This window comes from Pseudomonas sp. X10, from assembly GCF_054889225.1.
Window position 1 is genome coordinate 1,732,729 of record NZ_CM142677.1, and the last position, 22,179, is coordinate 1,754,907.

A 22,179-nucleotide genomic window follows, 5' to 3' on the forward strand; every position below is an offset into this window, starting at 1 on the left:
ACTGGCGAAAACCCCGTCGGACGGCCTCGCGTCCTAGAGAATTGCGTCGGTCAGGGCATGGCTCAGGGCCATGCGCCGCTGGCCTGCCGCTTTTGGCGGCGTTCGCGACTATAGCAGCAATCATTAAGTGCTTCAAATCCATAAAAAATTGTTATGATTCACAAATGACGACCAATACCCCCCCGACCTCCGGCGTAAAGCTGATCGAGGTCGCGCCGGAGCTTGCCGGCCAGCGCATCGACAATTTCCTCATCACCGCGCTCAAGGGCGTGCCCAAGACCTTGATCTACCGCATTCTGCGCAAAGGCGAGGTGCGGGTGAACAAAGGACGGATCAAGCCAGAATACAAGCTGCAGGCTGGCGACGTCGTGCGTGTGCCGCCCGTACGCTTGCCTGAGCGCGACGAACCCGTGCCAGTGGCCCAGGGGCTGTTGCAGCGTCTGGAGGCGGCGATCGTCTATGAAGACAAGGCGTTGATCGTGCTCAACAAGCCGGCCGGCATCGCTGTGCATGGCGGTAGCGGCCTGAGTTTCGGGGTGATCGAGGCCTTGCGCCAACTGCGTCCTGATGCCAAGGAACTGGAGCTGGTCCATCGCCTGGACCGCGACACCTCCGGCCTGCTGATGATCGCCAAGAAGCGTAGCATGCTGCGCCACCTGCACGCGGCCCTGCGTGGCGATGGCGTTGACAAGCGCTACATGGCCCTGGTGCGTGGGCACTGGGCGACCTCGAAGAAGCAGGTCAGTGCGCCGTTGCAGAAGAGCAACCTGCGTTCAGGCGAGCGCATGGTCGAGGTCAGCGATGAGGGCAAGGAGGCGCTGACGCTGTTCCGCGTGCTGCGCCGCTTTGGAGAGTTCGCCACCCTGGTCGAGGCTAGGCCGATTACCGGGCGCACTCACCAGATCCGTGTGCACGCCTTGCATGCCGGGCACAGCATTGCCGGTGACAGCAAGTACGGCGACGAGGATTTCACCCGCGAAATCCGCGAGCTCGGTGGCAAGCGCCTGTTTCTGCATGCCTATGCGCTGACCGTGCCCCTGCCCGATGGCGGCGAGCTCAAGCTCGAAGCGCCGGTGGACGAGATGTGGGCCAAGACCGTGGAGCGTTTGAGTGCACCCTGACTACGAGTTGCTGATCTTCGATTGGGACGGAACCCTGGCCGACTCGATTGGCCGTATCGTCCTGGCCATGAACCTGGCAGCCGAGCGCGCAGGCGAGGCGTCTTCTGCCGAGCGCGCGGTGAAGGGCATCATCGGCCTGGCGTTGTCGGAGGCGATCAGTGTCCTTTATCCCCATCTCGACCCCGATCAGGTGGTGGCCTTCCGTCAGCATTACGCCGACATCTATATGGCCCTGGACGAGCAGCCTTCACCCTTGTTCGAAGGGGTGGTCGAGTCGCTGGAAGCTTTTCGGGCCGACGGCTACCGTCTGGCGGTGGCGACCGGCAAGGCGCGCCGTGGGCTGGACCGGGTGTTGCGGGCCAATGGCTGGGAGAACTACTTCGACATTACCCGTGCCGCTGACGAAAGCCGTGGCAAGCCGCATCCGCAGATGCTTGAAGAGATCCTCGTCCATTGTCGGGTCGAACCGACGCGTGCGCTGATGGTCGGAGATTCATCGTTCGACCTGTTGATGGCTCGTGAGGCGGGCATGCATTCTGTCGCGGTCGGTTATGGCGCCATGTCACTGCAGGCCTTGAGCGAGTTCGGCCCGCAACTGTGCATCGATCATTTTTCGCAATTGCGCGACTGGCTGGGCCAGCCCCGCGCACTCTCAATTCCAGGGTAGGCAAGCATGACTGACGAGTGGAAGGCGCCCGAGTCTGATGACAAGGAAGAGCGCAAGAGCTGGAAGCTGCTGGAAAAGACGCTGCTGGCCGGCGTGCAGGAGCAGCGCCGGGCGCGGCGTTGGGGGATTTTCTTCAAACTGCTGACCTTCGTCTACCTGTTCGGCATTTTGCTGCTGTTCACGCCCTTGATGGACATGGACAAGGCTGCCTCGCGCGGCGCCAGCCATACCGCGCTGGTGGAGGTGCGCGGGATGATCGCCGACCAGGAGCCAGCCAGTGCCGACAACATCATTTCCGGCCTGAGGGATGCTTTCAAGGACCCCAAGACCAAGGCCGTGATCCTGCGTATCAACAGCCCCGGCGGCAGCCCGGTGCAGTCGGGTTACATCTATGACGAGATCCGTCGCCTGCGTGGCGAGTACCCCGGGATCAAGCTGTACGCGGTGATCAGTGACCTCGGCGCTTCCGGCGCCTATTACATTGCCAGCGCCGCGGACGAGATTTATGCCGACAAGGCCAGTCTGGTTGGCTCCATTGGCGTGACGGCGGCCGGTTATGGCTTTGTCGGCACCATGGAGAAGCTGGGGGTGGAGCGGCGTACCTACACGGCGGGTGAGCACAAGGCATTCCTTGACCCATTCCAGTCACAGAAGCCGGAAGAGACGGCATTCTGGCAGCAGGTGCTGGAAACCACTCATCGCCAGTTCATCGCCAGCGTCAAGCAGGGGCGGGGCGATCGGCTCAAGGACAAGGAGCATCCCGAGCTGTTCAGTGGCCTGATCTGGTCGGGTGAGCAGGCTCTCGAGCTGGGCTTGGTGGATGGGCTGGGCAGCGCCAGCTATGTGGCGCGTGACGTGATTGGTGAGAAGGAGTTGGTCGATTTCACTGTGCAGGAATCGCCGTTCGACCGCTTCTCCAAGCGCCTGGGTGCCAGTGTGGCTGAGCGTCTGGCCATGTGGATGGGCTTCCAGGGGCCGTCGCTGCGCTGATTCAATTTGGATTCGTTGGCGTACCCTTCGCGACGCAAGGCCGCTTCTACAGGATTCGTTTGGGGTCCTGTGGGGTGGCCTTGTTTCGCGATGGGGCGGCTCTTTGTCAGGGGATCTGTACCCCTTCCTTCAGTAGCATGTCCACCAGGCGGATCAGCGGCAGGCCTACCAGGCTGGTCGCATCGCACCCATGGGTGCTCTGGAACAGGCTGACTCCCAAGCCCTCTGCCTTGAAGCTGCCGGCGCAGTCGTAGGGCTGTTCGGCCCGCAGGTAGCGCTCGATGCGGGGCAGGTCAAGCTCGCGCAGGGTGACGGTAAAGGGGATGCAGTCGACCTGGCAGTGGCCGCTGGCGCTGTTGAGCAGGGTCAGGCCGGTAAGGAAGGTTACTTGCTGGCCGCTGGCGGCGAGCAGTTGCTCGCAGGCGCGGTCGAAGGTGTGTGGCTTGCCGAGAACCTGCTCGCCAAGCACCGCGGCCTGGTCGGAGCCGATAATCAGGTGGCCTGGATGGCTGTCAGCCAGGGCCTCGGCCTTTTGTCGGGCCAGGCGGCGGACCATTTCGACGGCGGGTTCGTCCGGCAGGCGTTGTTCGTCGATGTCGGGGCTTGCCGAGCTGAAGGGCAGGCGCAGGCGTTGCAGCAGTTCGCGCCGGTAAGGTGAGCTGGAAGCCAGTAACAAGGGCAGCATGGTGGACTCCTGGGTAGACGAAACGATTCTAACAGATGCTGCCGAATTTCCTTTGACAGGGACGGGGGGCATCCCTAGAATGCTGCGCCTATGTTGAATGACCCGATTCCACCTCACGTTGACCCGCGCAAATTGGCTGATCGCGGCGTAACCCTTCAAGGTTCGCTGCAACTCGCTGATTTGGAAAGACTCTGCGACCCGCTTTCCGACAATGTCGGTACGGTGCAGGCGAAGTTCGATTTTGAGCGAGACGAGCAGAAAGTTGTGGTTATCCACAGCGAACTCGACGTCGAAGTCAAGATGGTTTGCCAGCGTTGTCTTGAGCTGGTCACCCTGCCGATCCACAGCGAGTGTACCTACGCGGTGGTGAAGGAGGGTGCGAATACCCAGTCGTTGCCGAAAGGCTATGACGTGCTGGAACTGGGCGAAGATCCTTTGGATCTGCAGGCGTTGGTCGAGGAAGAGCTGCTGCTCGCCCTGCCGATCGTGCCTGCTCATCATCCGGAAGAATGCCAGCAGCCGGCGGGCGCCGATGAGCCCGAACCGAGCAAGGACGAGGTATCGCGGTCCAACCCGTTCAGTGTTTTGGCGCAGTTAAAGCGTGACCCAAACGTTTAGGAGTTAATCAATTATGGCTGTTCAGCAGAACAAAAAATCCCGCTCTGCCCGTGACATGCGCCGTTCCCACGACGCTCTGTCGGAAAACGCGCTGTCGGTAGAAAAAACCACCGGTGAAGTACACCTGCGTCACCACGTATCGCCAGAAGGCGTATACCGTGGTCGCAAAGTGATCGACAAGGGCGCTGACGAGTAATCCTTGTCTGCTCAGATCATCGCGATCGACGCAATGGGCGGGGACTTCGGTCCCCGCAGCATTGTCGAGGCAAGTCTTGCCTGTCTTTCGGCTACCCCCTCGCTACACCTGACCCTCGTCGGTCAACCCTCCCTTCTTGAAGATCTCGTCGCTGGCCTGTCGGCAGCGGATCGCGCTCGCCTGCAGATTGTCGCGGCCAGCGAGGTGATCGGCATGGATGAGCGGCCGTCCCAGGCGTTGCGTGGCAAGCCTGACTCGTCGATGCGCGTCGCCCTCGAGCTGGTGCGTGATGGCAAGGCCCAGGCCTGCGTGAGTGCCGGCAATACAGGCGCGCTGATGGCTTTGTCGCGCTTCGTGCTCAAGACTCTGCCGGGCATCGACCGGCCGGCAATGGTCGCGGCCATTCCGACCCAGGCAGGCTACTGTCAGTTGCTCGATCTGGGTGCCAATGTCGACTGCAGTGCCGAGAACCTCTATCAGTTTGCGGTGATGGGGTCAGTGGCTGCTCAGGCGCTGGGCGTCCATCGGCCGCGGGTCGCGCTGCTTAATGTCGGCACCGAGGACATCAAGGGTAACCAGCAGGTCAAGCTGGCCGCCAATCTGCTTCAGAACGCTCGCGGCCTTAACTACATAGGTTTCGTCGAGGGTGACGGGCTGTACCGGGGCGAGGCGGACGTGGTGGTCTGCGATGGTTTCGTTGGTAATATCCTGCTCAAGTCCAGCGAGGGCCTGGCGTCCATGATCGCTGCGCGTATCCAGGCCCTATTCAAGGGGGGCGTGCTTGCCCGCGTGGCTGGCGCCATGGCCATGCCCTTGCTCAGGCGTTTGCAGGCCGATCTGGCGCCGGCACGGCATAATGGCGCGAGCTTCCTGGGGTTGCAGGGCATTGTCATCAAGAGTCATGGCTCGGCTGGTGTGCAGGGTTTCCAGAGCGCCATCCAGCGAGCTTTGATCGAGATCCAGGAGAACCTGCCGCAGCGCCTGCATGGGCGCCTGGAAGACCTGTTGCTTTAGGTTTATGTGCCAGGAAGTGGTTAAATGTGACCGCTTGGTCTTCGTTTTCATCCAAGTTTTCAGTTTCCGGTGTCCAGCCATTGGCTGGGCGCCCTGTATCCGACGACAAGATCATTAGGGGCTTGTTCAATGTCTGCATCCCTCGCATTCGTCTTTCCCGGTCAAGGTTCCCAGTCGCTGGGCATGCTCGCCGAGCTCGGCGCCCAGCACCCGCTGATCATCGAGACCTTCCAGGAGGCCTCCGAGGCTCTGGGTTATGACCTCTGGGCGCTGACCCAGAACGGCCCCGAAGAGCAACTCAATCAAACCGACAAAACCCAGCCAGCCATCCTCACTGCCTCCATCGCCTTGTGGCGCTTGTGGCTGGCCGAGGGGGGGGCGCGCCCTGCATTCGTGTCTGGCCACAGCCTGGGTGAATACAGCGCCTTGGTTGCCGCTGGCAGCCTGAGCCTGAAGGATGCCGTCAAGCTGGTCGAGCGCCGTGGCCAGTTGATGCAGGAGGCCGTGCCGGCTGGGCACGGCGCCATGGCTGCGATCCTGGGCCTGGATGACGCCAACGTGGTGGCCATCTGTGCCGAAGCGGCTGAGGATGAAGTGGTTAGCGCGGTCAACTTCAATTCCCCGGGCCAGGTGGTGGTCGCTGGCAACAAGGCTGCGGTCGACCGCGCCATTGAGCTGTGCAAGGCCAAGGGGGCCAAGCGCGCGCTGCCACTGCCGGTTAGCGTGCCGTCGCACTGCGCGCTGATGAAGCCGGCGGCCGAACGCTTCGCCGAGTCGGTCAACGCCATCGATTGGCGGGCGCCGCAGATCCCGGTGGTGCAGAACGTCAGCGCCGCTGTTCCGGCGGACCTGGACATCCTCAAGCGCGACCTGCTCGAGCAGCTGTACAAGCCTGTGCGGTGGGTCGAGTGCGTGCAGACCCTGGCGGCGCAGGGCGCCGTGCAACTGGTCGAGTGCGGCCCGGGCAAGGTTCTGGCGGGCCTGAACAAGCGTTGCGCCGACGGCGTGACCACCTACAACCTCAATACCCCTGATGCTGTCGCCGCCACCCGTGCGGCGCTGGCCTGATTTAGGAGAAGCTTGCATGAGCCTGCAAGGTAAAGTTGCATTGGTCACCGGCGCCAGCCGTGGTATCGGCCAGGCCATCGCCCTGGAGCTGGGGCGCCAGGGTGCCACCGTGATCGGTACCGCCACCTCCGCCTCGGGCGCCGAGCGTATTGCCGCCACCCTCAAGGAGCACGGCATCACCGGCACCGGCCTGGAACTGAACGTGACCAGCGATGAGTCGGTCAGCGCCACCTTGGCTGCAATCCAGGAGCAGTTCGGCGCGCCGGCCATCTTGGTCAACAACGCCGGCATCACCCGTGACAACCTCATGCTGCGCATGAAGGACGACGAGTGGTTCGACGTGGTCGACACCAACCTGAACAGCCTCTACCGTTTGTCCAAGGGTGTTCTGCGTGGCATGACCAAGGCGCGCTGGGGTCGTATCATCAGCATCGGCTCCGTGGTCGGTGCCATGGGCAACGTCGGCCAGGTCAACTATGCGGCAGCCAAGGCCGGTCTGGAAGGTTTCAGCCGTGCTCTGGCGCGTGAGGTCGGCTCGCGTGGTATCACCGTCAACTCGGTGACTCCAGGCTTCATCGACACCGACATGACCCGCGAGCTGCCAGAAACGCAGCGTGAAGCTCTGCAGACCCAAATTCCACTGGGCCGCCTGGGTCAGGCTGAGGAGATCGCGAAAGTGGTTGCGTTCCTCGCATCCGACGGTGCAGCTTACGTGACCGGTGCGACGGTTCCGGTCAACGGCGGTATGTATATGTAAACCTGCAACTGAATGTGACGGATTGCTTCAAAAAAGAGTCATACACGAGGCCTAAAATCCGTTATAAAGCTGCAACCAGATTCCAGACAGAGGGTGGGTGACCAGTTCGAAGGCGCGTTTCGCTTGAAAAGCAGGCGTCTTTCTATAAACTTGTTCACCGGCCAGCTGCCTGACATATGTCCATTAGGAGTGAAAACTAGGTATGAGCACCATCGAAGAACGCGTCAAGAAAATCGTCGCCGAACAACTGGGCGTCAAGGAAGAGGAAGTGACTGTCGAGAAGTCCTTCGTCGAAGACCTGGGTGCCGATTCGCTTGACACCGTTGAGCTGGTGATGGCTCTGGAAGAGGAATTCGAAACCGAGATTCCTGACGAAGAAGCCGAGAAGATCACTACCGTTCAAGCTGCAATCGACTACGTCAAAAGCCATCAGGTCTAAGACGTTCGTAGTCGTCGCTTCTTGACGGGAAAAACCGCACTGCCTTTGCCGGCGTGCGGTTTTTTCTTTGCAAGAGCCGTAGTCAATAGAATAAGGAGAGTACTGTGTCGCGTAGACGCGTCGTGGTCACCGGTATGGGTATGCTGTCGCCACTGGGTACGGACGTGCCGAGCAGTTGGCAGGGCATTCTGGCTGGCCGCAGTGGCATCGGTCTGATCGAGCATACGGACCTGTCTGCCTACTCCACCCGTTTTGGCGGCTCGGTGAAAGGCTTCGAAGTCGAGCAATATCTGTCGGCCAAGGAAGCCCGCAAGCTTGATCTGTTCATCCAGTACGGTCTGGCGGCCGGCTTCCAGGCGGTGCGCAATGCCGGGCTCGAAGTCACCGACGCCAACCGCGAGCGCATTGGTGTCGCCATGGGCTCGGGCATTGGAGGCCTGACCAATATCGAAGAAACCAGCCGGACCTTGCATGAACAGGGCCCTCGGCGGATTTCACCTTTCTTCGTGCCGGGTTCGATCATCAATATGATTTCCGGTTTCCTGTCGATCCACCTGGGGATACAGGGGCCTAACTACGCAATTTCCACCGCCTGTACCACGGGCACCCATTGCATCGGCATGGCCGCGCGCAATATCGCTTACGGCGAAGCCGACGTGATGATCGCCGGTGGCGCCGAGATGGCCGCCTGCGGCCTGGGTATGGGGGGCTTCGGTGCTTCCCGGGCGCTGTCCACCCGCAATGACGAGCCGGCCCGTGCCAGCCGTCCGTGGGACAAAGGCCGTGATGGTTTCGTCCTGGCCGACGGTGCTGGCGCCCTGGTGCTCGAAGAGCTCGAGCATGCCAAGGCCCGTGGCGCGACCATCTATGCCGAGCTGGTTGGGTTTGGCATGAGTGGTGATGCCTACCACATGACCTCGCCACCCGAGAATGGCGCCGGTGCCGCACGCTGCATGGCCAACGCCCTGCGCGACGCCGGCCTGAGCCCGGACCAGGTCAACTACATCAATGCCCATGGCACCTCGACTCCGGCGGGCGATCTGGCGGAAGTCTCGGCGATCAAGCAGGTGTTTGGCGATCACGCCCATGCGCTTGCAGTCAGCTCGACCAAGTCGATGACCGGCCACCTGCTCGGCGCTGCCGGCGCGGTGGAGGCAATCTTCAGCGTGCTGGCTATCAACAGCCAGGTGGCGCCGCCGACCATCAATCTGGATGAGCCGGACGAAGGCTGTGACCTGGACTTCGTGCCGCACCAGGCGCGCAACATGCCGATCGACGTCGTGCTGTCCAACTCCTTCGGCTTTGGTGGTACCAACGGTTCGCTGGTGTTCCGCCGGTTCGCCGGCTGATGCACAGCTGGGTCGATGGCCGGCCGGCGACTGCGCTCAATCTGCAGAGCCGGGGCCTGGCCTACGGTGATGGTCTGTTCGAGACCATCGCCGTGCGGTCGGGCCGGCCTACCTTGCTGGACTATCACCTCGGTCGCTTGACGCTGGGTTGCCAACGCCTGGGGATCGAGGTTGACCTTCCTCTGGTCCGTGATGAGCTCTGCCGGTACGCCAGCCAGTTGGGCGAGGGCGTGGCCAAGCTGATCCTGACCCGCGGCGACAGCCAGCGCGGCTATGCGCCAGCCGTTGGTGCCATGCCACGGCGTATCCTTCAAGGCGGCCCGGCTCCGGCCTATCCCGCCCACCACGCCGAGCAGGGTGTGCGCCTGTTTCCCTGCCGAACCCGTCTGGCGGAACAACCGCTGTTGGCCGGTCTCAAACACTTGAATCGACTGGAGCAGGTCTTGGCCCGCGCCGAATGGCAGGACAGCGAATATGCTGAAGGCTTGATGTGCGACACCCAAGGGCGGGTGATCGAGGGGGTCTACAGCAACCTGTTTATCGTCCACGACGGCCAGTTGCTGACTGCGGACCTGAGCCGCTGCGGCGTGGCAGGTGTCATGCGCGCGGCATTGCTCGACCGCTTGCCTGCCTTGGGTATCCCGGCGCAGGTCAGGGACCTGGCGCTGTCCGACTTGGAGCAGGCTGACGAGGTTTTCCTCTGCAACAGCGTTTATGGTGTCTGGCCGGTCCGAGGTTTCGCATCGCTGAACTGGCCGCCGGGGCCTCTCACCCGTAAACTGCAGGCCTTTGCCCGTACGCTACTGGATGCCTGATTCGTGAGACGTAAATTCCTGCTGCTGCTGGAAATGGGGTTGATTCTGGCCGGGTTGGCGTTGGGCTGGTCGGCCTGGAAGTTGAACTCGATCCTGGAGCAGCCGCTGCAAGTGGCGCAAGAGCGCCTGCTCGATGTGCCCACCGGCACCAATCCCAACCGCATGTTCTACCGCATGGAAGGCGAGGGACTGCTCAAGGATGCCTTCTGGTTGCGCCTGTACTGGCGCTTCAACATGATCGGCGTGCCACTGCACACCGGCGAATACCGCCTGACGCCCGGCATGACCGTGCAGGACCTGTTCGAGGTCTGGCGCCGCGGCGATGTGGTGCAGTACAGCATGACCCTGGTCGAAGGCTGGACCTTCCGCCAGGTGCGCGCAGCGCTGGCCAAGCACGAGAAGATCAAGCAGACCCTCGACGGCCTGAGCGATGCCGAGGTCATGGACCGGCTCGGCCATACTGGCGTGTTTCCAGAAGGGCGCTTTTTCCCCGACACCTATCGCTTCGTGCGGGGCATGACTGATGTCGAGCTGCTGCAGCAGGCCTACATGCGCCTGGACGAAGTGTTGGCCAAGGAGTGGGCCGAGCGCGCCACCGGTTTGCCTTACCGCGACCCCTACCAGGCGTTGATCATGGCCTCGCTGGTGGAGAAGGAAACCGGCGTACCCCAGGAGCGTGGGCAGATCGCCGGCGTCTTTGTCCGGCGCATGCGTCTGGGGATGATGTTGCAGACTGACCCCACGGTCATCTACGGCATGGGGGAGCGTTACAATGGCAAGATCACCCGCGCCGACCTGCGCGAGCCCACCCCCTACAATACCTATACCAACGTCGGCCTACCGCCGACGCCGATCGCCATGGTCGGGCGCGAGGCCATCCATGCCGCGCTTAACCCGGCATCCGGCACTAGCTTGTACTTCGTTGCCCGGGGGGATGGCAGCCATGTCTTCTCCGACGACCTGGACGCCCACAACTCGGCGGTGCGCGAGTACCAGCTCAAGCGCCGTGCCGGCTATCGTTCCAGTCCGGCGCCACTGCCGCAACCAGGTGCCAGCGAGGAAGCGGCACCGGCCGAGCCGTCGGCGGAGGATACTGAGCCGCCTGAGGCCGGCCCCTCTCCCGAGGCTGTAGATCCGGCGCCGGTCACCGAACCGGCCCCGCAATGACCCACTGTAAGGACTGCCTGTGAGCGGCTTGTTTATCACCCTGGAAGGCCCCGAAGGCGCGGGCAAGAGCACTAATCGCGACTACCTGGCGGAGCGTTTGCGCGAGCACGGCCTGGATGTCGTCCTGACCCGCGAGCCCGGCGGCACTCCGCTGGCCGAGCGCATCCGCGAGCTGCTGTTGGCCCCCAGCGACGAGAAGATGGATGCCGATACCGAGCTGTTGCTGGTGTTCGCCGCGCGCGCCCAGCACCTGGCCGAGGTCATTCGTCCGGCCCTGGCGCGCGGCGCGGTGGTCTTGTGCGACCGTTTCACCGATGCCACCTACGCCTACCAGGGCGGTGGCCGCGGCTTGTCGATGGAGCGCATTGCTACCCTCGAGCGCTTCGTCCAGGGCGAGCTGCGCCCCGACCTGACCCTGGTCTTCGACCTGCCGGTCGAAGTCGGCCTGGCCCGCGCCGCTGCCCGTGGGCGACTGGACCGCTTCGAGCAGGAAGGCCTGGCCTTTTTCGAGGCGGTACGCCAAGCCTATCTGGCGCGTGCCCAGCGTGAGCCGCAGCGCTACAGCCTGCTGGATGCCGCACAGTCGCTGGAGTCGGTGCAGAGCGCCCTCGATGGCCTGTTGCCGCGGATCCTGGAGCGCTGCGGTGGCTGAAGCCTTCCCCTGGCAGCAGGCGCTCTGGCAGCAACTGGCCGGACGCAGCCAGCATGCCCATGCCTACCTGCTGCACGGACCCCAGGGGATCGGCAAGCGTGCCCTGGCCGAACGCCTCATGGCCCGCCTGCTTTGCCTGCAGCCGCAGGGGCTGGATGCTTGCGGCCAGTGCAAGTCGTGCCTGTTGCTCAAGGCCGGCAGCCATCCGGACAACTTCATCCTGGAACCGGAAGAGGCCGACAAGCCAATCAAGATCGACCAAGTACGCGATTTGGTCTCCTTTGTCGTTCAGACCGCCCAACAGGGCGGGCGCAAGGTGGTGTTGATCGAGCCGGTCGAGGCAATGAACATCAATGCCTCCAATGCTTTGCTCAAGAGCCTGGAGGAGCCGTCTGGCGATACCGTGCTGTTATTGGTCAGCCATCAGCCAAGCCGCCTGTTGCCGACCATCAAGAGCCGCTGCCAGCAGGTGGCGTGCCCGCAACCGAGCCTGGCCCAGAGCAAGACCTGGCTGGCCACGGCCCTGCCCGACTGCGACGAGGCCGAGCGTGACGAATTGCTCGCCCTGGCCGCCGGTTCTCCGCTTATGGCCGTCAGCCTGCAAGGGCAGGGCGTACGCGAACAGCGGGCGCTGGTGACCGAGGGGGTGAAGAAGCTGCTCAAGCAGCAGCAATCGCCCAGCCAACTGGCCGAGGCCTGGAACGGCATCCCCTTGCTGCTGTTGTTCGACTGGTTCTGCGATTGGGCGCACTTGATCCTGAGATACCAATTGACCCAGGACGAAGAGGGATTAGGCTTGGGCGATATGCGCAAGGTCGTCCAGTACCTGGCGCAGAAGAGCCGTCAGGACAAAGTCCTGGAAATCCAGGAGTGGATCCTCGGCCAGCGGCAGAAGGTGCTGGGCAAGGCTAACCTGAACCGCGTCCTGCTCCTCGAAGCCTTATTGGCGTCCTGGGCCCAGTTGCCGGGTTCGCGCTGATCCTGGCTCTCCTTCACTTTTCACACGTGCCATCAGTCCATGCTTGTAGATTCCCATTGCCACCTCGACCGTCTTGACCTAAGTGCCTACCAGGGCTCCCTCGATGCCGCCCTGCAGGCTGCGCGCGAGCGCGGAGTCGGGCACTTCCTGTGCATCGGTGTTAGCGCCGAGAACGCCGGGGCGGTCAAGGCCCTGAGCGAGCGTTACGCCGATGTCGATTGTTCGGTGGGCGTGCATCCCTTGGATCTGGCGCCAGGGGAGGCGCCAGCGCTGGACTGGCTGCTGCAGGAACTGGCCCATCCCCATGTGGTCGCCATCGGTGAAACCGGGCTGGACTATCACTACGAGCCGGAAGCGGCGGAGCTGCAGCAGGCTTCGTTCCGCCTGCACCTGGAAGCCTCGCGTGTGACTGGCAAGCCGGTCATCGTTCATACCCGTGCGGCACGGGCCGATACTCTGGCTCTGTTGCGTGAGGCGGACTTGCCCCAGGCCGGGGTGCTGCACTGCTTTACCGAAGATTGGGACATGGCCAAAGCGGCGCTGGACCTGGGCTATTACATCTCGCTGTCCGGCATCGTCACCTTCCGCAATGCCGACGCCCTGCGCGATGTGGCACGCCAGGTGCCGGTCGACCGTTTGCTGGTGGAAACCGACTCACCTTACCTGGCACCCATTCCGCATCGTGGCAAACCCAATCTGCCGGAGTATGTGCGCGAAGTGGCCGAGTTCGTCGCCCTTGTGCGGGGGGAGGGTTATGAGCAGTTGTGCGAGCAAACCACTGCCAACTTCAAGCGCCTGTTCCCGTTGGCGCGTGTGAGCTGAAGCGGTCCCAGGTGCATGTCCTGAGTTTTGTGGCGCTCTTGAGATCCCGCGCAGCGCGGGGTCTTGAGGGCGCCGAGGAACTGCCGGCATGCACAGCATCGCGGGATCTAAAGAGCACTAAAGACCCCAAGGAATGCACCCGCTAGCCATAAAAAAAACCCGGGTTCTGGGGGGGGAATCCGGGTTAAGACCATTAGGAGTAAAACAAAGGTACACGGTCCCTGGGCACCTTTATCAGCGCGCCACTTGGGGGGATGCGCCGCGCCAACACCTGAAGTATTGGCCAGGATCGGCTCTGCGCCACTGACGGTTGGTCGTTTTTTAAACAGATTTGGAATACGACCGGGCTTGTTGAGCACTCATCGCGCGGTAATCTGCCGAACTAGCTGCAGTGTTTCGTCGATAATGCTCTCAGTTGTGTAGAAGTGTGGCGAAAAGCGGAGCCCTGGACCTCGTAGTGCACAGATCACCCGGTTTTCGGCCAGTTGCTTGAAGACTTGGGCATTCTCCTGGCCGGCCACGCTGAAATTGAGGATCCCGGCACGCCGGGCCGGATTGTGCGGGCTGTGCAGGCGTACGCCGGGTATGGCGGCGAGCCCGTCGTGCAACTGCTGCACCCGTTCTGCGAGCCGTTCGGTCACTTGTGTCATGCCGATGTCTTCTAGCAGCGACAGGCTGGCCTCCAGGGCACATGCGCCCAGCATGTTCGGGCTGCCGCATTCGAAGCGGCGGGCACTGTGTGCTGGCTGCCATTGCTTGCGTTCGAAGTCGCCCAGGTGCTCGAGCATGTGCCAGCCGTAGGCATTGAGCCTCAGTTGTTCGCGCAGTTCGGCGCGACAGTAGAACGCCCCCAGTCCCTCGGGGCCGAGCATCCATTTGTGGCCGTCGGCCATGGCGAAGTCGCATTGGTAATGTTGGACATCGAAGGGTAGGGCGCCCACCTGCTGGATCGCATCGATGCAGAACAGCACGCCCTGGCTCCGGCAGCCCTGGCCAAGACGCGGCAGGTCCAGGCGTAGGCCGCTGGCGAACTGCACGGCGCTGACCGCCATCAACCGTGTACGCGGACCACAGGCGGCCAGCAGTGCGGCTTCCGGCTCGTTACCTTTGAGGCTGACCTGAACTACTTCCACGCCACGGTCGGCCAGGGCTTCCCAGACGACTCGGTTAGAGGGAAATTCCTCGTCGCCGATGATGACTTGCTCGCCCGTTTGCCACTCCAGGCCAAAAGCGACGAGCGAGAGTGCTTCGGAAGTGTTCTTGACCAGGGCGATATCGTCGCGTGATGGCGCGTTGAACAGGCGCGTCAGGCGTTCGCGCAGGCGCCGCTCCATCGCCAGCCAGGCGGGGTACTCGCTGGCACTCAGGCGCACGTTGTCGCGGGCGAAGCGCGCCACGGCTTCGCTGGCGCGCCTGGGCCAGGGCGAGATAGCCGCATGGTTCAGGTAACGAAGGCCTGGTGCTTGGTCGAACTCATCATGAAACATAGACATGGTCGGATGATCCGTGCAATTTGCTGCAAGTTAGGCATAATAATCCGCTTCGATTTTCATCCAGTCCTTCTTATGCAGAAAGAACCTCGTAAGGTCCGTGAGTTTCGCCGTCGTGAGCAAGAAATCCTCGATACGGCACTCAAGCTGTTTCTCGAACAGGGTGAAGACAGCGTCACCGTCGAGATGATCGCTGATGCCGTGGGCATCGGCAAAGGCACGATCTACAAGCATTTCAAGTCCAAGGCGGAGATCTACCTGCGCCTGATGCTCGACTATGAGCGCGACCTGAATACGCTGTTGAATTCGGCCGATGTCGATCGTGACAAGGAAGCCTTGTCCCGTGCCTACTTCGAATTCCGCATGCGCGACCCGCAGCGCTACCGGCTGTTCGACCGCCTGGAAGAAAAGGTGGTCAAGGGCAACCAGGTTCCCGAAATGGTCGAGGAACTGCACCGTATCCGTGCCTCCAATTTCGACCGCCTGACGCTTCTGATCAAGGGGCGCATCAGCGAGGGCAAGCTCGAGGACGTGCCGCCGTATTTCCACTACTGTGCGGCCTGGGCCTTGGTGCATGGTGCCGTGGCGCTCTATCACTCGCCGTTCTGGAGCAACGTGCTGGAGGACCAGGAAGGCTTCTTCCAGTTCCTCATGGACATCGGCGTGCGCATGGGCAACAAGCGCAAGCGCGACCCGGAAGCCGCTGGCTAAGACGCCTGGCGGGTTTTCCGTGGTTGGGTGGGACCCTGGGAGCCTATACTTCTGGTATGAGGGCTTGCAAAAACCTGATTTTTGAGTCAGGTTTTGCCAGCCCGATTCATCCATGCCGGAGTCACCCATGATCGTTGATCGTCAAGGCAGGCGTTTTCGCAATTTGCGTGTCAGCCTGACGGCTGCATGCAACTACGCCTGTACCTACTGCGTACCGGACGGCAAACGTCTGGTAGCCGCCCAGGACGAACTCTCGGCACAGGCCCTGGCCCGTGGCGTGGCCTACCTGATCGAAGCGGCGGGCATCGAGCGTCTGCGTATCACCGGCGGCGAGCCTCTGGTCAGTCCCAGGCTGGAGGACTTCCTGGCGAGCGTCTCGCGCCTGGGTTTGTCGGAGATCAGCCTGACCACCAATGGCCAACTGCTGTCGCGCAAGTTGCCCTTGTTGCAGGCTGCCGGTATCCGCCGGCTCAACGTTTCCCTGGACACCCTTGACGCCGATGCCTTCCGCCGGATCGCGCGGGGCGGGGACCTGGCCAGCGTATTGGCCGGTATGGAGCAGGCCAGTGCAGCCGGCATGAAGATCAAGGTCAACATGGTGCCCCTGAGGGGGCAGAACCTCGATCAGGTCGTGCCGCTGCTCGATTACTGCTTGGCGCATGGATACGAGTTGCGCTTCATCGAACTCATGCGCATGGGCCACCTGGCCCGCGACCACAATGCCTTCCTGCAGCAGTTCGTTGGCCTGGAGCAGCTGTTGCAACTGATCGGCGAGGAGCATGCCTACCTGCAGGCCAATGCGCCGGTGGATTCGACTGCATTGCGCTACCAAGTGCCAGGGCAGGGCTACTTCGGTGTGATCGCCAACGAAAGCGTACCTTTCTGTCGGACTTGCTCGCGCCTGCGCCTGTCTTCCACCGGCTGGCTGCATGGTTGCCTGTCGTCGAGTAACCGTCACTATATCGGCGACCTGCTCGACAAGCCGCGCCATCAGGCGCTTCCCGCCTTGCAGGGCCTGCTGGTCAAGGCCCTTGCCGACAAGCAGAGCGTGGCGTTTTCCGGGGGCGCGACGGTGATGAAGATCATCGGCGGCTGAGTCTGGCGCAAAAGCTGCATCTGCCGGCTGTTCGCCGGTTTTCCGTCGCCGGCTTCTGGAGGAAAGATGCGTAGCCTGGTCTTGCTGCTGGCGCTGATGGCGTTGGGTGGCTGCATGAATGTCAGCGATATGGGCGAAGGTGTCCGCTACCACATGAGCGATGCTGGCCTGCTCGATCACAGCGACACCCGCCGCACCCTGTCGGTCCGCCTGCAACCTGATTCATTCATTTTCATTGGCCAGGGCGCTTTCGTGCCGCCGGGGCGCGGCCCTTACCCCCGGCAGAACGTGGTGGCCGAGGAAGCCTTCAAGAGTTTCGTCGAGTACTTCCCGCTGGTGCGTCGTGCCCAGGGCCCGCTGGGCTTGGAGGAGGCGATTGCTGAGGCGCGTTCGGTCGGCGCGCACTATGTGCTCTACACCCGTTTCGCCCGCACCGATGATCGCATCGGCAATGGCGACGAATGGTATGACGAGCAGGCGCTCGACCGCCTGGGCGTCGACACGGGCGTGGTGCAGATGATGCTGATCGAGACCAGCACCCGCTACTTGATCGATAGTGCACGGATCAAGAGCCGTGGTGGTTTGCTGGCGTTCCATGATAAGAAACCGGAAGATTTGCTTGGCCCGCCCATGCGCGATTACGCTCGTAGTCTCTTGGGCATGAGCCGATAAGGAGAAGGTGATGACAGGTACCGGCAAGGCCAACGATCTTTTGGCGCAGATCCCTAAAGCGGAAAAGGGGCTGCCGCCGGTGCACCTGTGGAACCCGGCGTTCTGTGGCGACATCGACATGCGTATTGCCCGTGACGGCACCTGGTACTACTTGGGTACGCCAATTGGGCGCAAGCCTATGGTCCGCCTGTTCTCCACCATTATCCGCCGCGATGGCGATGATTACTTCCTGGTGACGCCGGTGGAGAAGGTCGGTATCAAGGTCGACGATGCACCTTTTGTCGCCGTGGCCCTGGAGGTGCTGGGCAGCGGTGAGCAACAAGTGTTGCGCTTCACAAGCAACGTCGATGATCAGGTCGACGCCGGCCCGGATAACCCGCTGCGGGTGGAGATCGATCCGCAGACCCAGGAGCCTGCGCCCTATGTGCTTATGCGCAGCAACCTGGAGGCGTTGATCCATCGCAATGTCTTCTACCAACTGGTCGAGCTGGCCGTATCGCAACAGATCGACGGCCAACAATGGCTGGGCGTCTGGAGTGGGGGCGTGTTCTATCCCATTGGGCGGACCTGATGCAGTTAGCCTCCTCGTTTTCCTGAGAATTGGCCCTTTGTCCTACTGAGCCATCGGCATAACCTGCTGGCAGTCGCCAATTCAGGAGTGTCGCCGATGAAAACCTCGCACTTATCCCTCGCCCTGTTGGTCGCCGTCGGCGTTCTCCAGCAGGCCTCGGCCCACGATACCGAGTCCAACCTCGATGCCGTAACGGTCCTGCAGGAACAGCTGCCAAGCAACGCGCCTGGCAAGAAGGCGGTCATGTTGACCGTCAGCTATGCGCCCGGCGAGGCATCTCCCGCGCACCAGCATCCGGGAGCGGTCATGGCTTATGTGCTGGAGGGGGCGGTGGTGTCCCAGCTCAAGGGTGAGCAGGAGGTCACCTACAAGACCGGTGACTACTGGTACGAAGCGCCGGGCACCGTGCACAGTGTGTCGCGTAATGTCAGTCAGACCCAGTCGGCCAAGCTGCTGGTCTGGAGTCTGGTGGATGAAGAGCAGCCCGTCACCGTGCCCGTACAGCAGTAAGGGCAGGGCCTGAAACGAAAAAACCTCCAGTGCTTAGCGCAACTGGAGGTTTTTCTGTATTTGGCTCCGCGACCTGGACTCGAACCAGGGACCCAATGATTAACAGTCATTTGCTCTACCGACTGAGCTATCGCGGAATCTGTGGCGTATCTTACTGATTGCTAAGGGGAAGTCAAGCCTCCCCTTGGCAGGAGCCCATTACAGGACTTCGACGATCGCCTTGGTCACCACGTGGATGTTGCTCTGGTTCAGGGTGGCGACGCAGATGCGTCCGGTATCCAGGGCGTAGATACCGAATTCGTTCTTCAGGCGGCCGACCTGCTCGGCACTCAGGCCCGAGTAGGAGAACATACCGCGTTGGCGGCCGACGAAGCTGAAGTCACGCTTGGCGCCGTATTCGGCCAGCAACTCGACCATCTGCTTGCGCATGCCGTGGATGCGGCCACGCATCTCGCCCAGCTCTTGTTCCCACATCTGGCGCAGTTCCGGGCTGTTGAGCACGGCCGCGACGATGCTGGCGCCGTGGGTCGGCGGGTTGGAGTAGGTGGTGCGGATCACGCGTTTGACCTGCGACAGCACGCGGGCGCTTTCTTCCTTGGAGTCGGTGATGATCGACAGGGCGCCGACACGCTCGCCGTACAGCGAGAACGACTTGGAGAAGGAGCTGGAGACGAAGAAGTTCAGGCCCGACTCGGCGAACAGGCGTATGGCGAAGGCGTCTTCGGCGATGCCGTCGCCGAAGCCTTGGTAGGCCATGTCGAGGAACGGCACATGGCCCTTGGCCTTGACCACTTCCAGGACGTTCTTCCAATCGGCCAGGCTAAGGTCGACGCCGGTCGGGTTGTGGCAGCAGGCGTGCAGGACGATGATCGAGCCGGACGGCAGGGCATTGAGGTCTTCGAGCATGCCGCTGCGGTTGACGTCGTTGCTCGGGGCGTCGTAGTAACGGTAGTTCTGCACCGGGAAACCCGCGGCTTCGAACAGGGCGCGGTGGTTTTCCCAGCTCGGGTCGCTGATGGCGACCACGGCATTCGGCGCGATCTGCTTGAGGAAGTCCGCACCGATCTTCAGAGCGCCGGTACCACCCACTGCCTGGGTGGTGACCACGCGGCCTTCGGCCAGCAGTGGCGATTCGGCGCCGAACAGCAGCTTCTGCACTGCCTGGTCGTAAGCGGCGATACCATCGATCGGCAGGTAGCCACGGGAGGCGTGCTGGGCGGCACGTTGGGTTTCGGCTTCGATCACTGCGCGCAGCAGCGGGATACGCCCTTCCTCATTGCAATAGACGCCTACGCCCAGGTTGACCTTATTGGTACGGGTATCGGCGTTGAATGCTTCGTTGAGGCCCAGAATGGGGTCGCGGGGTGCCAGCTCGACAGCGGAAAACAGGCTCATTGTTACCTTGGCTCTGATTGGAGTGTGATAGGGGTCGCACGCTCCAGCCGAATGCACTGAAGCGGTGCGCAAACGGGGAGTCAGTATAGTGATACCTGTCGGTCGCCGCGACAGTCTGGCGCAGCTTTTCCTGCGGTTTTTCCGAATATTTTTCGACCGTTAGTCGAATTGACCGGTCCATAGCAGGGAATGCCCTTGGTCCATTCTGCAAACGGGCGGCAGTTGGCCTTGATCGGGTGTAGACTACTGGCTAAATTTACAGTTCCCAGCTTACCGGGTTATCACCGAGGTCTGTCATGTCCGAGTTCCAGCTCGTCACCCGTTTCCAGCCGGCCGGCGACCAGCCTGAGGCCATCCGTCTGATGGTCGAGGGGATCGAGGCGGGCCTGTCGCATCAGACCCTGCTCGGCGTGACCGGCTCGGGCAAGACCTTCAGCATTGCCAATGTCATCGCCCAGGTGCAGCGCCCGACCCTGGTGCTGGCGCCGAACAAGACCCTGGCCGCACAGCTCTACGGCGAGTTCAAGGCGTTTTTCCCGAACAATGCGGTGGAGTATTTCGTTTCCTACTACGACTACTACCAGCCGGAAGCCTACGTGCCGTCGTCGGACACCTTCATCGAGAAGGACGCCTCGATCAACGACCATATCGAGCAGATGCGCCTGTCTGCGACCAAGGCGCTGCTGGAGCGCCGTGACGCGATCATCGTCACCACGGTGTCGTGCATCTACGGCCTGGGCAGTCCTGAGACCTACCTGAAGATGGTCCTGCACGTGGACCGCGGTGACAAGCTCGACCAGCGCGCTTTGCTGCGCCGCCTGGCCGACCTGCAGTACACCCGCAACGAAATGGACTTCGCCCGCGCCACCTTCCGCGTGCGCGGCGACGTGATCGACATCTTCCCGGCCGAGTCGGACCTCGAGGCCATCCGTATCGAGCTGTTCGACGATGAGGTGGAGAACATCGCCGCCTTCGACCCGCTCACCGGCGAGGTGATCCGCAAGCTGCCGCGCTTCACTTTCTACCCCAAGAGCCACTACGTCACCCCGCGCGAGACGCTGCTCGAAGCGGTGGAGGGCATCAAGGTGGAACTCAAGGAACGCCTCGAGTACCTGCACAAGGCGAACAAGCTGGTGGAGGCCCAGCGTCTGGAGCAGCGCACCCGCTTCGACCTGGAGATGATCCTGGAGCTGGGTTACTGCAACGGCATCGAGAACTACTCGCGCTACCTCTCAGGACGCCCGGCCGGCGCACCACCGCCGACCCTCTACGACTACTTGCCGGCCGATGCGCTGCTGGTGATCGACGAGTCCCACGTCAGCGTTCCCCAGGTCGGTGCCATGTACAAGGGTGACCGTTCGCGCAAGGAGACCCTGGTCGAGTACGGTTTCCGCCTGCCGTCGGCGCTGGACAACCGACCCATGCGTTTTGACGAATGGGAGAGCGTAAGCCCGCAGACCATCTTCGTCTCGGCGACCCCGGGGCCCTACGAGGCCGAGCATGCTGGGCGGGTGATCGAGCAGGTCGTGCGCCCGACCGGGCTGGTCGACCCAGAGGTCGAGGTGCGTCCGGCGCTGACCCAGGTTGACGACCTGCTGTCGGAGATCCGCAAGCGCGTGGCTGTCGAGGAGCGCGTGCTGGTCACCACCCTGACCAAACGCATGGCCGAAGACCTCACCGACTACCTGGCGGATCACGATGTACGGGTCCGCTACCTGCATTCGGACATCGATACCGTGGAGCGGGTCGAGATCATCCGCGACCTGCGCATGGGCACCTTCGATGTGCTGGTGGGGATCAACCTGCTGCGTGAGGGCCTGGACATGCCCGAGGTGTCGCTGGTGGCCATCCTCGACGCCGACAAGGAAGGTTTCCTGCGTTCCGAGCGATCGCTGATCCAGACCATCGGTCGCGCGGCGCGTAACCTCAATGGCCGGGCGATCCTCTATGCCGACCATAGGACTGGCTCCATGGAGCGGGCTATCGGCGAGACCGAGCGTCGCCGAGAGAAGCAGGTCGCCTTTAACGAGGCCAATGGCATCGTGCCCAAGGGTGTGGTCAAGGACATCACCGACATCATGGAAGGCGCCACCGTGCCGGGTGCCCGTAGCAAGAAGCGCAAGGGCATGGCCAAGGCAGCGGAAGAGAGTGCGCGTTACGAAGCCGAACTGCGCTCGCCGGCCGAGATCACCAAGCGTATCAAGCAGCTGGAAGAGAAAATGTACCAGCTCGCCCGCGACCTGGAGTTCGAAGCGGCAGCGCAGTTGCGTGACGAGATCACCCAGTTGCGTGAGCGCTTGATTACCGCCTGAGATGCCCCGCCGATAAGGCGAGGGCTGGCTGTGTGTAAGTGATCTGGATGTGGTTGAACCGTGCCCGGCGCAAGCCGGGTTGA

General features: G+C 62.3%; 24 protein-coding genes and 1 tRNA gene. 21 read left to right on the forward strand and 4 right to left on the reverse strand.

The features are described from left to right. Nucleotides 1-164: 164 nt before the first annotated feature. Genes rluC through sppA form a run of 3 tightly spaced genes read left to right on the forward strand, consistent with a single transcriptional unit; the run spans nucleotide 165 to nucleotide 2,778 of the window. Nucleotides 165-1,121 carry a 23S rRNA pseudouridine(955/2504/2580) synthase RluC gene (gene rluC, locus ACYU03_RS08020; RefSeq protein WP_461889547.1) on the forward strand — a complete coding sequence of 319 codons (957 nt, stop codon included), beginning with the start codon at nucleotides 165-167 and terminating at the stop codon, nucleotides 1,119-1,121. Next, nucleotides 1,111-1,788, forward strand: a complete 678-nt coding sequence (locus ACYU03_RS08025; RefSeq protein ID WP_461889549.1) for an HAD family hydrolase — start codon at nucleotides 1,111-1,113, stop codon at nucleotides 1,786-1,788. The genes rluC and ACYU03_RS08025 overlap by 11 nt, the downstream gene beginning before the upstream one ends. A 6-nt stretch (nucleotides 1,789-1,794) precedes the next feature. Beyond that, complete coding sequence (sppA, locus tag ACYU03_RS08030; RefSeq protein ID WP_461889551.1) at nucleotides 1,795-2,778, forward strand: signal peptide peptidase SppA; 984 nt, start codon at nucleotides 1,795-1,797, stop codon at nucleotides 2,776-2,778. Nucleotides 2,779-2,884: 106 nt separating this feature from the next. On the opposite strand, the gene ACYU03_RS08035 is transcribed toward sppA, so the two are convergent. After that, nucleotides 2,885-3,463 carry a Maf family protein gene (locus tag ACYU03_RS08035; protein WP_461889553.1) on the reverse strand — a complete coding sequence of 193 codons (579 nt, stop codon included), beginning with the start codon at nucleotides 3,461-3,463 and terminating at the stop codon, nucleotides 2,885-2,887. A 90-nt stretch (nucleotides 3,464-3,553) separates the two neighbouring features. Between ACYU03_RS08035 and ACYU03_RS08040 the strand changes: the two genes are divergently transcribed. The 12 genes from ACYU03_RS08040 to ACYU03_RS08095 all read left to right on the forward strand — a co-directional run bounded on the left by ACYU03_RS08040 (nucleotide 3,554) and on the right by ACYU03_RS08095 (nucleotide 13,339). Beyond that, on the forward strand, nucleotides 3,554-4,081 hold the full coding sequence (locus tag ACYU03_RS08040; RefSeq protein ID WP_461889555.1) for a YceD family protein: 528 nt from the start codon (nucleotides 3,554-3,556) through the stop codon (nucleotides 4,079-4,081). 13 nt (nucleotides 4,082-4,094) lie between these two features. Further along, nucleotides 4,095-4,277, forward strand: coding sequence for a 50S ribosomal protein L32 (gene rpmF / locus ACYU03_RS08045; protein ID WP_010223221.1), 183 nt, complete (start codon nucleotides 4,095-4,097; stop codon nucleotides 4,275-4,277). Nucleotides 4,278-4,280: 3 nt separating this feature from the next. Beyond that, a complete protein-coding gene (gene plsX / locus ACYU03_RS08050; protein WP_461889558.1) occupies nucleotides 4,281-5,291 on the forward strand; it encodes a phosphate acyltransferase PlsX in 1,011 nt (336 codons plus the stop codon). Between the two features lie 129 nt (nucleotides 5,292-5,420). Beyond that, nucleotides 5,421-6,359 (forward strand): ACP S-malonyltransferase, encoded by a 939-nt coding sequence (gene fabD / locus ACYU03_RS08055; RefSeq protein ID WP_461889560.1) that lies wholly within the window; start codon nucleotides 5,421-5,423, stop codon nucleotides 6,357-6,359. Between the two features lie 16 nt (nucleotides 6,360-6,375). Continuing rightward, nucleotides 6,376-7,116 carry a 3-oxoacyl-ACP reductase FabG gene (gene fabG / locus ACYU03_RS08060; protein WP_461889562.1) on the forward strand — a complete coding sequence of 247 codons (741 nt, stop codon included), beginning with the start codon at nucleotides 6,376-6,378 and terminating at the stop codon, nucleotides 7,114-7,116. Between the two features lie 202 nt (nucleotides 7,117-7,318). Beyond that, a complete protein-coding gene (gene acpP / locus ACYU03_RS08065; protein WP_461889564.1) occupies nucleotides 7,319-7,555 on the forward strand; it encodes an acyl carrier protein in 237 nt (78 codons plus the stop codon). A gap of 104 nt (nucleotides 7,556-7,659) precedes the next feature. Further along, a complete protein-coding gene (gene fabF / locus ACYU03_RS08070; RefSeq protein ID WP_461889566.1) occupies nucleotides 7,660-8,904 on the forward strand; it encodes a beta-ketoacyl-ACP synthase II in 1,245 nt (414 codons plus the stop codon). Beyond that, entirely contained in the window at nucleotides 8,904-9,719 is an 816-nt protein-coding gene (gene pabC / locus ACYU03_RS08075; RefSeq protein ID WP_461889568.1) for an aminodeoxychorismate lyase, read from the forward strand. The genes fabF and pabC overlap by 1 nt, the downstream gene beginning before the upstream one ends. Before the next feature lie 3 nt (nucleotides 9,720-9,722). Further along, nucleotides 9,723-10,886: an endolytic transglycosylase MltG gene (gene mltG / locus ACYU03_RS08080; protein ID WP_461889570.1), complete on the forward strand. Its 1,164-nt coding sequence runs from the start codon at nucleotides 9,723-9,725 to the stop codon at nucleotides 10,884-10,886. A gap of 19 nt (nucleotides 10,887-10,905) precedes the next feature. Beyond that, nucleotides 10,906-11,538: a dTMP kinase gene (gene tmk, locus ACYU03_RS08085; RefSeq protein ID WP_461889572.1), complete on the forward strand. Its 633-nt coding sequence runs from the start codon at nucleotides 10,906-10,908 to the stop codon at nucleotides 11,536-11,538. Next, nucleotides 11,531-12,517, forward strand: coding sequence for a DNA polymerase III subunit delta' (locus tag ACYU03_RS08090; protein WP_461889574.1), 987 nt, complete (start codon nucleotides 11,531-11,533; stop codon nucleotides 12,515-12,517). Before tmk ends, ACYU03_RS08090 begins: the two co-directional genes overlap by 8 nt. 39 nt (nucleotides 12,518-12,556) lie before the next feature. Beyond that, nucleotides 12,557-13,339, forward strand: a complete 783-nt coding sequence (locus ACYU03_RS08095; protein ID WP_461889576.1) for a TatD family hydrolase — start codon at nucleotides 12,557-12,559, stop codon at nucleotides 13,337-13,339. A 359-nt stretch (nucleotides 13,340-13,698) separates the two neighbouring features. Here ACYU03_RS08095 and ACYU03_RS08100 read toward each other — a convergent pair whose 3' ends face one another. Then, on the reverse strand, nucleotides 13,699-14,832 hold the full coding sequence (locus tag ACYU03_RS08100; protein ID WP_461889577.1) for an aminotransferase class V-fold PLP-dependent enzyme: 1,134 nt from the start codon (nucleotides 14,830-14,832) through the stop codon (nucleotides 13,699-13,701). A gap of 72 nt (nucleotides 14,833-14,904) precedes the next feature. On the opposite strand from ACYU03_RS08100, the gene ACYU03_RS08105 reads away from it, so the two are divergent. The 5 genes from ACYU03_RS08105 to ACYU03_RS08125 all read left to right on the forward strand — a co-directional run bounded on the left by ACYU03_RS08105 (nucleotide 14,905) and on the right by ACYU03_RS08125 (nucleotide 18,389). After that, complete coding sequence (locus ACYU03_RS08105; protein ID WP_461889579.1) at nucleotides 14,905-15,540, forward strand: TetR/AcrR family transcriptional regulator; 636 nt, start codon at nucleotides 14,905-14,907, stop codon at nucleotides 15,538-15,540. A 127-nt stretch (nucleotides 15,541-15,667) separates the two neighbouring features. Then, nucleotides 15,668-16,636 (forward strand): GTP 3',8-cyclase MoaA, encoded by a 969-nt coding sequence (locus ACYU03_RS08110; protein WP_461889581.1) that lies wholly within the window; start codon nucleotides 15,668-15,670, stop codon nucleotides 16,634-16,636. Nucleotides 16,637-16,702: 66 nt separating this feature from the next. Further along, complete coding sequence (locus ACYU03_RS08115) at nucleotides 16,703-17,308, forward strand: DUF4823 domain-containing protein (RefSeq protein ID WP_461889583.1); 606 nt, start codon at nucleotides 16,703-16,705, stop codon at nucleotides 17,306-17,308. Between the two features lie 10 nt (nucleotides 17,309-17,318). Next, nucleotides 17,319-17,879 carry a DUF1285 domain-containing protein gene (locus ACYU03_RS08120; protein ID WP_461889585.1) on the forward strand — a complete coding sequence of 187 codons (561 nt, stop codon included), beginning with the start codon at nucleotides 17,319-17,321 and terminating at the stop codon, nucleotides 17,877-17,879. 96 nt (nucleotides 17,880-17,975) lie between these two features. After that, the gene (locus tag ACYU03_RS08125; RefSeq protein ID WP_461889587.1) at nucleotides 17,976-18,389 is read left to right on the forward strand and encodes a cupin domain-containing protein; all 414 of its coding nucleotides are present in this window, start codon (nucleotides 17,976-17,978) and stop codon (nucleotides 18,387-18,389) included. Between the two features lie 61 nt (nucleotides 18,390-18,450). Here ACYU03_RS08125 and ACYU03_RS08130 read toward each other — a convergent pair. After that, nucleotides 18,451-18,526 (reverse strand) — tRNA-Asn (locus ACYU03_RS08130). Nucleotides 18,527-18,587: 61 nt separating this feature from the next. Beyond that, the gene (locus ACYU03_RS08135; protein WP_461889589.1) at nucleotides 18,588-19,784 is read right to left on the reverse strand and encodes an amino acid aminotransferase; all 1,197 of its coding nucleotides are present in this window, start codon (nucleotides 19,782-19,784) and stop codon (nucleotides 18,588-18,590) included. A 296-nt stretch (nucleotides 19,785-20,080) separates the two neighbouring features. Here ACYU03_RS08135 and uvrB point away from each other — a divergent pair, with 296 nt between their 5' ends. Then, nucleotides 20,081-22,096 carry an excinuclease ABC subunit UvrB gene (gene uvrB, locus ACYU03_RS08140; protein ID WP_461889591.1) on the forward strand — a complete coding sequence of 672 codons (2,016 nt, stop codon included), beginning with the start codon at nucleotides 20,081-20,083 and terminating at the stop codon, nucleotides 22,094-22,096. The last annotated feature ends 83 nt before the right edge of the window (nucleotides 22,097-22,179 follow it).

Bases quoted from the DNA above. Each gene is read 5' to 3' on its own strand.
- rluC (WP_461889547.1), top strand. From the start codon at position 165: ATGACGACCAATACCCCCCCGACCTCCGGCGTAAAGCTGATCGAGGTC.
- ACYU03_RS08120 (WP_461889585.1), top strand. From the start codon at position 17,319: ATGACAGGTACCGGCAAGGCCAACGATCTTTTGGCGCAGATCCCTAAA.
- ACYU03_RS08110 (WP_461889581.1), top strand. From the start codon at position 15,668: ATGATCGTTGATCGTCAAGGCAGGCGTTTTCGCAATTTGCGTGTCAGC.
- fabD (WP_461889560.1), top strand. From the start codon at position 5,421: ATGTCTGCATCCCTCGCATTCGTCTTTCCCGGTCAAGGTTCCCAGTCG.
- ACYU03_RS08095 (WP_461889576.1), top strand. From the start codon at position 12,557: ATGCTTGTAGATTCCCATTGCCACCTCGACCGTCTTGACCTAAGTGCC.
- rpmF (WP_010223221.1), top strand. From the start codon at position 4,095: ATGGCTGTTCAGCAGAACAAAAAATCCCGCTCTGCCCGTGACATGCGC.
- fabG (WP_461889562.1), top strand. From the start codon at position 6,376: ATGAGCCTGCAAGGTAAAGTTGCATTGGTCACCGGCGCCAGCCGTGGT.
- ACYU03_RS08125 (WP_461889587.1), top strand. From the start codon at position 17,976: ATGAAAACCTCGCACTTATCCCTCGCCCTGTTGGTCGCCGTCGGCGTT.
- ACYU03_RS08135 (WP_461889589.1), bottom strand. From the start codon at position 19,784: ATGAGCCTGTTTTCCGCTGTCGAGCTGGCACCCCGCGACCCCATTCTG.
- sppA (WP_461889551.1), top strand. From the start codon at position 1,795: ATGACTGACGAGTGGAAGGCGCCCGAGTCTGATGACAAGGAAGAGCGC.
- ACYU03_RS08100 (WP_461889577.1), bottom strand. From the start codon at position 14,832: ATGTCTATGTTTCATGATGAGTTCGACCAAGCACCAGGCCTTCGTTAC.
- ACYU03_RS08035 (WP_461889553.1), bottom strand. From the start codon at position 3,463: ATGCTGCCCTTGTTACTGGCTTCCAGCTCACCTTACCGGCGCGAACTG.
- uvrB (WP_461889591.1), top strand. From the start codon at position 20,081: ATGTCCGAGTTCCAGCTCGTCACCCGTTTCCAGCCGGCCGGCGACCAG.
- pabC (WP_461889568.1), top strand. From the start codon at position 8,904: ATGCACAGCTGGGTCGATGGCCGGCCGGCGACTGCGCTCAATCTGCAG.
- acpP (WP_461889564.1), top strand. From the start codon at position 7,319: ATGAGCACCATCGAAGAACGCGTCAAGAAAATCGTCGCCGAACAACTG.
- ACYU03_RS08115 (WP_461889583.1), top strand. From the start codon at position 16,703: ATGCGTAGCCTGGTCTTGCTGCTGGCGCTGATGGCGTTGGGTGGCTGC.
- ACYU03_RS08105 (WP_461889579.1), top strand. From the start codon at position 14,905: ATGCAGAAAGAACCTCGTAAGGTCCGTGAGTTTCGCCGTCGTGAGCAA.
- ACYU03_RS08040 (WP_461889555.1), top strand. From the start codon at position 3,554: ATGTTGAATGACCCGATTCCACCTCACGTTGACCCGCGCAAATTGGCT.